The sequence below is a fragment of the Streptomyces sp. MnatMP-M17 genome (genome assembly GCF_900091995.1).
In the GTDB taxonomy this organism is placed as follows: Bacteria; Actinomycetota; Actinomycetes; order Streptomycetales; family Streptomycetaceae; genus Streptomyces.
Genome location: NZ_FMDK01000961.1, coordinates 1 through 7,203 on the forward strand (window position 1 = coordinate 1; position 7,203 = coordinate 7,203).

General features: G+C 68.7%; 10 protein-coding genes. 7 read left to right on the top strand and 3 right to left on the bottom strand.

Going from position 1 to position 7,203, the window contains the following annotated elements; translation table 11 throughout:
- The 5 genes from GA0115259_RS34155 to GA0115259_RS42425 all read left to right on the top strand — a co-directional run.
- On the top strand, window positions 1–677 hold a 677-nt coding region (locus tag GA0115259_RS34155), incomplete at its 5' end, for an SDR family oxidoreductase (protein ID WP_107469350.1).
- 138 nt (window positions 678–815) lie between these two features.
- The gene (locus GA0115259_RS34160; RefSeq protein ID WP_093604097.1) at window positions 816–1,727 is read left to right on the top strand and encodes a PhzF family phenazine biosynthesis protein; all 912 of its coding nucleotides are present in this window, start codon (window positions 816–818) and stop codon (window positions 1,725–1,727) included.
- A 158-nt stretch (window positions 1,728–1,885) separates the two neighbouring features.
- Window positions 1,886–2,770 carry a helix-turn-helix domain-containing protein gene (locus GA0115259_RS34165; protein ID WP_093604099.1) on the top strand — a complete coding sequence of 295 codons (885 nt, stop codon included), beginning with the start codon at window positions 1,886–1,888 and terminating at the stop codon, window positions 2,768–2,770.
- Window positions 2,730–3,011: a DUF397 domain-containing protein gene (locus GA0115259_RS34170; RefSeq protein WP_093604101.1), complete on the top strand. Its 282-nt coding sequence runs from the start codon at window positions 2,730–2,732 to the stop codon at window positions 3,009–3,011. The genes GA0115259_RS34165 and GA0115259_RS34170 overlap by 41 nt, the downstream gene beginning before the upstream one ends.
- A 32-nt stretch (window positions 3,012–3,043) precedes the next feature.
- Window positions 3,044–3,166: a hypothetical protein gene (locus GA0115259_RS42425; protein WP_256098270.1), complete on the top strand. Its 123-nt coding sequence runs from the start codon at window positions 3,044–3,046 to the stop codon at window positions 3,164–3,166.
- Window positions 3,167–3,207: 41 nt separating this feature from the next.
- Here the strand turns inward: GA0115259_RS42425 and GA0115259_RS34175 are convergent, their stop codons facing one another.
- Complete coding sequence (locus GA0115259_RS34175; protein WP_093604103.1) at window positions 3,208–3,822, bottom strand: hypothetical protein; 615 nt, start codon at window positions 3,820–3,822, stop codon at window positions 3,208–3,210.
- Window positions 3,823–3,913: 91 nt separating this feature from the next.
- Between GA0115259_RS34175 and GA0115259_RS34180 the strand changes: the two genes are divergently transcribed.
- A complete protein-coding gene (locus GA0115259_RS34180) occupies window positions 3,914–4,327 on the top strand; it encodes an ArsR/SmtB family transcription factor (protein WP_237540698.1) in 414 nt (137 codons plus the stop codon).
- A gap of 24 nt (window positions 4,328–4,351) precedes the next feature.
- Here the strand turns inward: GA0115259_RS34180 and GA0115259_RS34185 are convergent, their stop codons facing one another.
- Window positions 4,352–4,948: a TetR/AcrR family transcriptional regulator gene (locus tag GA0115259_RS34185; protein WP_093604105.1), complete on the bottom strand. Its 597-nt coding sequence runs from the start codon at window positions 4,946–4,948 to the stop codon at window positions 4,352–4,354.
- 133 nt (window positions 4,949–5,081) lie between these two features.
- On the opposite strand from GA0115259_RS34185, the gene GA0115259_RS34190 reads away from it, so the two are divergent.
- The gene (locus GA0115259_RS34190; RefSeq protein WP_093604107.1) at window positions 5,082–6,101 is read left to right on the top strand and encodes an aldo/keto reductase; all 1,020 of its coding nucleotides are present in this window, start codon (window positions 5,082–5,084) and stop codon (window positions 6,099–6,101) included.
- A gap of 162 nt (window positions 6,102–6,263) precedes the next feature.
- Here GA0115259_RS34190 and GA0115259_RS34195 read toward each other — a convergent pair.
- Window positions 6,264–7,203, bottom strand: a 940-nt coding sequence (locus GA0115259_RS34195; RefSeq protein WP_093604109.1) for an aldo/keto reductase, incomplete at its 5' end; no start/stop codon positions are given.

The following is a 7,203-nucleotide window of genomic DNA, read 5'->3' on the forward strand; positions in this document are numbered from 1 at the left end:
TGAGCGCCGCCCGCGGCGGCGCGGGGCCGGCCGACGCACCGGCAGGCGACGCACCGGACGACGCACCGGACGACAGCCACGTACTGACCGTACGTACGGACGTGTCCCAACCTGCCGACGTGGACGCCCTGTTCGCCGCCGTGCACGAGCGCTACGGACGGCTCGACCTCCTCTTCAACAACGCGGGCACCTTCGGGCCTGGCGGCATCGCACTGGAGGATCTGCCGCTGTCGGCCTGGCAGAAGGTCGTGGACACGAACCTCACCGGCGCGTTCCTCTGCGCGCAGGCGGCATTCCGGCTGATGAAGGCCCAGAACCCGCAGGGCGGCCGGATCATCAACAACGGCTCGGTCTCCGCGCACGCGCCACGGCCCGACTCCGTCGCGTACACCGCCACGAAGCACGCCATGACCGGCCTCACCAAGTCGCTCTCCCTGGACGGCCGTCGGTACCGCATCGCCTGCGGCCAGATCGACATCGGCAACGCGGCGACCGATATGACGGAACGGATGCGGCGAGGCGTGAAGCAGGCGAACGGCGAACTCGCGGTGGAGCCGGTCATGGACGTATCGGATGTGGCCACGACGGTCCTGCACATGGCGGAACTGCCGCTGGAGGCGAACGTCCAGTTCGCGACGGTGATGGCGACGACGATGCCGTACGTGGGGAGAGGCTGAAACAGCCCGTCCGGCGATCGAGGACGATCCTCCAGCCGTACGGTACGGACCGGCACCCCCGGACGGACCGGCAGCCGGACGGACCCGCCGAGCTGGGCCCCGGGAACGCGTCCGGGCGTCTGAGCCGTTGGCGCAGGTATGAGCCAGCACCCAGCCCCCGCGCCCGACCGCCGTACGGAGCCCGCCGAGGTCCTCCGGTACACCGCCTTCTCCGCCGATCCCAACGGCGGCAACCCGGCCGGTGTCGTGCTGGACGCGTCCGGGCTCGCGGACGACGAACTGCTCGCGATCGCCGCGGAGGTGGGCTACAGCGAGACCGCGTTTCTGACCGCGCCGCCGGAGGGCCTCGGCGAGCCGGGCCGCGCGTTCACCGTCCGCTACTTCAGTCCCAAGGCGGAGGTCCCGTTCTGCGGGCACGCCACCATCGCCACCGCCGTCGCCCTGGCCGAGCGTATGGGCCCCGGAGACCTGGTCTTCGCGACGCGCGCCGGAACCGTACCGGTGACGGTCACGCCCGCCGACGAGGACGGCGCGCCGCGGGCCACGCTCACCAGCGTCGTACCGTACGTCGCCGACGCGGACGAGCCGGACGTACGGGAAGCGCTCGCCGCCCTCGGCTGGCCGACCGGTGATCTCGACCCGGCCCTGCCGCCTCGTATCGCCTTCGCGGGAGCGCGCCACCTCGTCCTCGCCGCGGCGAGCCGGGAACGGCTGGCGGACCTCTCGTACGACTTCCAGCGGCTCGAAACCTTGATGCGACGAGCCGATCTGACGACCCTTCAGCTCGTCTGGCGTGAGTCTGCGGCGGTCTTCCATGTCCGTGACCCGTTCCCGGTGGGCGGTGTCGTGGAGGATCCGGCGACCGGCGCCGCGGCGGCGGCGTTCGGCGCGTACGCCCGTGAACTCGGCCTGGTACCCGAGGAGTCGGTGCTCACTCTCCACCAGGGCGACGACATGGGCCGACCTGGCGTTCTGACGGTGGAGCTACGGGCGGGCGACTCGCGCGTCCGAGTGAGCGGGACGGGCGCCCGTATCCCGGACAGGACCTGAATAATCACCGAGAGTAAAGCTCAAGCTCAACCTACAGGCCAGGGTGGGCACTTACGGTCCTGAGTCTCCAACGGCTGGTCGCGTTGCACGGTTCGCCCGGATTCACGCCCAAGAGCGCAATCGAGCCACTACCGTGGGCTACCAACCAAGAACCCTTCGTGTCGTTGGAGGCTCCCTTGAAGAACACTCGCGTGACGACGAACACTCGCGAACTGGATCCGAGCGCTTCACCTCTTGCCTATTACGGCAGCGAGCTACGGCGACTGCGTGAAGCGGCCGGCCTCAATCAGAGGCAGCTCGGAGACATCATCTTCTGTACCGGCTCCCTGATCGGCCAGATCGAAACCACACACAAGGTGCCGACGAGGCAGTTCTCGGAGGCGGTTGACGCGGCGCTGAACACGGGAGGCACCTTTACGCGGCTGCTGCCGCTGGTGCTGAAGAGCCAACTGCCGTCGTGGTTCCAGCCGTACGCGGAGATGGAAGCGAGGGCAGCGCACATCTGCACCTTCCAGACGCAGGTCGTGTACGGACTGCTCCAGACGGAGGAGTACGCGCGGGCGGTGCTGGCCACCGAGTGGAGGGACAACCTCGAAGACCTGGTCGCAGCGCGGATGAATCGCAAGCAGGCTCTGAAGCGGAAGAATCCGCCGCTCGTCTGGGTCGTGCTGGACGAGGCGGTGCTGTTGCGGCCGATCGGCGGGCGTGAGGTCATGCGGAACCAACTCGCGCATCTGCTGTCCTTCAAGGACACGGGGTGGGTCCAGATCCAGATACTGCCTCTCTCGGCCGGAGAGCACGCTGGACTTCCGGGCTCCTTCAACATCCTCCGCTTCGAGGATGACCCGGATATCGCCTACAGCGAGAACTACGAGACCGGGCATGCGACGGCCGATCCTCAAGCTGTCAGGGCCCGTTCGCTCCGTTACCATCACCTTCAGGCCGCCGCGCTCTCTGTCAAAGACTCGGCGGAACTGATCGCCCGCGTGATGGAGGAGCGTTATGGAGAGCAAGCTGAACCTGATCGGGGCACAGTGGCGTAAGTCGAGCTACAGCAGCAGCACCGGCGGAGACTGCGTCGAGTGTGCACCGGTTGGCGCCACCTGGCGCAAGTCGAGCCACAGCGGCGACACCGGCGGCCAGTGCGTCGAGGTCGCCGCCTGCCCCGCCGCCGTAGCCGTACGCGACTCGAAGATCCCCGAAGGCCCGGTCTTCACCATCGCCCCGGCCGCCTTCACCTCCTTCACCGCCTACATCAGCACCACCCACGTCACCGCCAACTGACCCCGGCGCACGAGCGAGCCACGACCCCGGTCGTGGCCTGCGGATCCGGCTGGATGGGAATCGGCAACGTCAAGAGCAGTTCTCTGATGAACCACCAGCTGATAGATGGCTCGTGGGAGTTGGGACTGGAGGAGCGCGACCACCGCGTGCGCTGACCGCCTGAACAGACCAGGCGCGAATGCCGGGTGAGGTCCACTCAGTCGTCGAACCAGACGACGAGTCGGACGTTCTCGTCACCATGCCGCGAGGCGAGCGCCTCCATGACAGTCCAGACCGGTTTCCACTCACCGGTTTCCGGAACGGCGTCTCGGCGGCGGATCCTCACGGATCTGTACAGGGTGTCGCCGATGAGCCATTCGCTTCCCTCGGGCCACTCCTGAGCTTGGCCCCGCGCTTGTTCAGGGAGGCCGACGGCTTGAGCGAACCGAGGGCTCCAGGCGGCCTTCCCCACCAGCCTGAGCCCATGCGCGGTCTGCCGGTATTGATGGAGTCGGTTGTCGGCCTTCTCGGCCGGCTCGTCCCAGTCGACTCCCTTCAGCTCGGCCCAGGTGATCCAGGTGGTGCTGTGGTGGGCGAACCGGTCGAGTTCAGCACGTACGGTCTCGGACGCATCGGCCGGAAGCCCACGATCCGCGGCCAGCGGCCGGAAGTTGGCGTAGTTACGGACTCCGAAGAGACAGCCGAACGCGTCGTAGTCCTTGTCGATGTTGAGAAAGAAAAGGTCGATGGCGGCTCGCCAGACCGAGTCCTCGCCCTCCTCGTGGAGGTGCCATGCCCGGCACTCGACAAAGCCGCTGATGTCCGTCCCCATGACAGAGATTATGCGGCCACCGTCAATCGGTTTGACGAGGTCGGCGCCCAGTCGGCTTGACGTATTCCGATATGGGAATACGATGGCTGCCATGGCACGAGCAGCGACGACGTCGGACGCGTTCAACGCGATCGCCGAGCCGCAGCGCCGGAACATCCTGGTGCTGCTGCGGGCGGGTGAGCGGCCGGTGACCGACCTGGCCCAGGAGCTGGGGATGAGCCAGCCGCAGGCGTCCAAGCATCTGCGGGTGCTCCGGGAGGTGGGGCTGGTGCGGGTCCGCGGGGCGGGCAAGCAGCGCCTCTACGGCCTGGACGCCCGCGGGCTGCGGCCGGTCCACGAGTGGGCCGGCGGATTCGAGCGGTTCTGGAACGAGAGTTTCGACCGGCTGGACGCCGGCACCCGCCTGTTCGACGGCGTGGACGCGTCCAGAATCGCGCTGGAGCCGGTCCGTTCGGAGCCGTCGTCGCGGGTGACGCACCTGACCTACGCCGTGCACCCGCGGTAGCCGTATCGGGCCGCCGTTCGAGCATCAGGTCAAATGCGGTTGACGCAGTCCCGCGATCAGCAGTTCGACCATGCGGCGCGCGTCGTAGCGAGTGTCGCGCTCGGCGCCGATGCAGAGGTTCCCGACGCCGTGCATGAGTACGAGGGCATCCACGTCGGAGCGGATTTCACCGGCGGCGACCGCGGCGTCGAGCAGTTGGGCGCACACGGGCACGAGGCGGTCGAGGAAATAGGCGTGCAGCGTGTCGAAGCCGGTGTCGCCGGACTGGAGCACGGCGGCGAGTCCGTGCTTGGTGACCAGGAAATCGACGAAGAGATCGATCCAGCGCGCCAGTGCGGCGTGCGGAGTCGCGCTGCTCGCCAGCAGGGCAGGACCGGCCTCGGCGCAGGCTTCGACCTGGTGCCGGTAGACGGCGATGATGAGGTCCGCGCGCGTCGGGAAGTGGCGGTAGATCGTGCCCACGCCGACGCCGGCCTTGGCCGCGATGTCGCGTACCGGCGCCTCCACGCCGGAGGTGACGAAGACCTCGGCAGCCGCGTCGAGCAGAGTCTCCTCGTTACGCCGGGCGTCCGCCCGCCTGGACCGGGCCGCGCGCCCTGCGCCCTCGTCGCCGCCGTTCACCGCGCCGCTCCCTTCGCCACCCGGACTAGCCAAACGGAACAACGTTCCGTATCGTTAACGGAACGAGGTTCCGTTTGCTCATGATGCCAGAGCCGGGGCCCGACGACCAAACCACGCATGGAGGAATACGGTCATGCAGTACCGCACCTTGGGCCGCACCGGTGTGCAGGTCAGCTCACTCTCGCTCGGCGCGATGAACTTCGGCACGATCGGGCGCACCACCCAGGACGAGGCCACCGCCATCGTCGACGCCGCTCTCGAAGGCGGGATCAACGTCATCGACACCGCCGACATGTACAGCGACGGCGAGTCGGAAGAGATGGTCGGCAAAGCCATCGCGGGCCGCCGCGACGACATCGTGCTGGCCACGAAGGCGAACATGCCGATGGGCGACGAGCGCAACCACCAGGGCAGCTCGCGCCGCTGGCTGGTCGCCGAGCTGGACAACAGCCTGCGCCGGCTCGGTGTCGACTATGTCGATCTCTACCAGATCCACCGCTGGGACCCGCGCACCAGCGACGAGGAGACGCTGTCGGCGCTGACGGACCTGCAACGCGCGGGAAAGATCCGCTACTTCGGCTCCTCGACGTTCCCCGCGTACCGCATCGTGCAGGCCCAGTGGGCCGCCCGTGAGCATCACCTGAGCCGTTATGTCACCGAACAGCCCAGCTACTCGATCCTGCAACGCGGTATCGAGACCCATGTGCTGCCCGTGACCGAGCAGTACGGGCTCGGTGTGCTGGTGTGGAGCCCGTTGGCCTCGGGCTGGCTGTCGGGCGCGATCCGCGAGGGCCGGGGAGTCACCACCAGTCGCTCAAGGATCATGCCACAGCGCTTCGACACCGCCATTCCCGCCAACCGGGCCAGGCTCGACGCCGTCGAGCGGCTGGCCGAGGTCGCCGACGAGGCCGGCCTGACGATGATCCAGCTCGCGCTCGGATTCGTGACCGCGCATCCCGGCGTGACCAGCGCGCTCATCGGCCCTCGCACACTGGACCATCTGCACTCACAACTCGCCGCCGCGGACACCGTGCTCTCCGCCGACATACTCGACGCGATCGACGCCATCGTCGCTCCCGGCACCGACCTCGCCGCCGACGAGAAGTTCGACACCCCGCCCGCCCTGCTCGATCCGTCACTGCGGCGCCGCTGACCGCGTCGGACACGGTCCATTGTGTCGTTGCGCCGTTGTGTCGTTGTGTCGCGGCCCGGATCGGCACGCCCTGTGGCGTCTACGTGTCGGGCCAGTCCATGGAGGCGGTTCGTGCCTTCCTCGGACCTTCGGTGAAACGTCACGCTCCAGCCGGCTCGCGGGCTAGCCGGCTGTCGTCAGTGCCGTTCGGATCTCCGTCAACTGGTCGGCGCGCAGCGGGCCGTAGGCGCGGGCTGCCGCGTTCTCCGTCGCCTGGGCGACCGAGCGGAATCCCGGGATCGGCACCGTGTGCGGGCTGCGGGCCCAGAGCCAGGCGAGGGCGCCCTGCGCCAAGGTCCGGCCGTCGCTGGTGAGGACGGACCGTACGGCCTCCACCCGCGCCGCCCACTCCGGCGTTGGGACGCCGCCCTCGCCGAACCACCGCAGCCACGCGGGCGGTACGGCCCGGATGTCGCCGGAGGCGCTCCGGCTGCCGGAACCGTGCTTTCCGGTGAGCAGGCCCATCGCGAGCGGGCTGCGGTTGATACTGGCGAGGTCGTGCTCCGCGCAGAGCGCGAGCATCTCCGGTGCGTCCTCCAGCACATTGCAGGCGTGCTGCACGGCCGCGCAGTGCTCGCCCTCCGCGAACAGCGCCGCCCGCTCGGGATCGTCTGTCGACCAGGCGTACGTACGGATCAGGCCCTCGCGTACGAACTCCTCGCAGGCGTCGCGGAGTTCGGCGGCCGACGCGAACGGCGCGTCGGAGAGGTGGAGTTGGTAGAGGTCGATGTACTCCGTGCCGAGGCGGCGCAGTGAGGCGGTCAGCGCCCGCCGGGCGTACGCGGGCGTGGCGTCGGAGCCGGTGAGCGTGCGGGTGGCCTCGTCAAAGGTGTTGCCCCACTTGGTCCCGACGACGACCTCGTCCCGCCGCCCGCGCAGCGCCCGGCCCAGGACGCGTTCGCTGTGGCCCGTACCGTACACATCGGCCGTGTCGAAGAAGGTGATACCGAGGTCGAGCGCCCGGTGGAGCGCGGCGACGGACTGCTCGTCGTCCACCTTGCCCCAGCCGAGCGGATTGCCGTCGCGGTCCTGCCACTCACCGCCGATGGCCCAGCAGCCGAAG

Excerpts from the sequence above, each read along its gene's own strand:
- GA0115259_RS34180 (WP_237540698.1), top strand. The coding sequence starts at position 3,914 with ATGGCACGAGCAGCGACGACGTCGGACGCGTTCAACGCGATCGCCGAG.
- GA0115259_RS34175 (WP_093604103.1), bottom strand. The coding sequence starts at position 3,822 with ATGGGGACGGACATCAGCGGCTTTGTCGAGTGCCGGGCATGGCACCTC.
- GA0115259_RS34170 (WP_093604101.1), top strand. The coding sequence starts at position 2,730 with ATGGAGAGCAAGCTGAACCTGATCGGGGCACAGTGGCGTAAGTCGAGC.
- GA0115259_RS34160 (WP_093604097.1), top strand. The coding sequence starts at position 816 with ATGAGCCAGCACCCAGCCCCCGCGCCCGACCGCCGTACGGAGCCCGCC.
- GA0115259_RS34190 (WP_093604107.1), top strand. The coding sequence starts at position 5,082 with ATGCAGTACCGCACCTTGGGCCGCACCGGTGTGCAGGTCAGCTCACTC.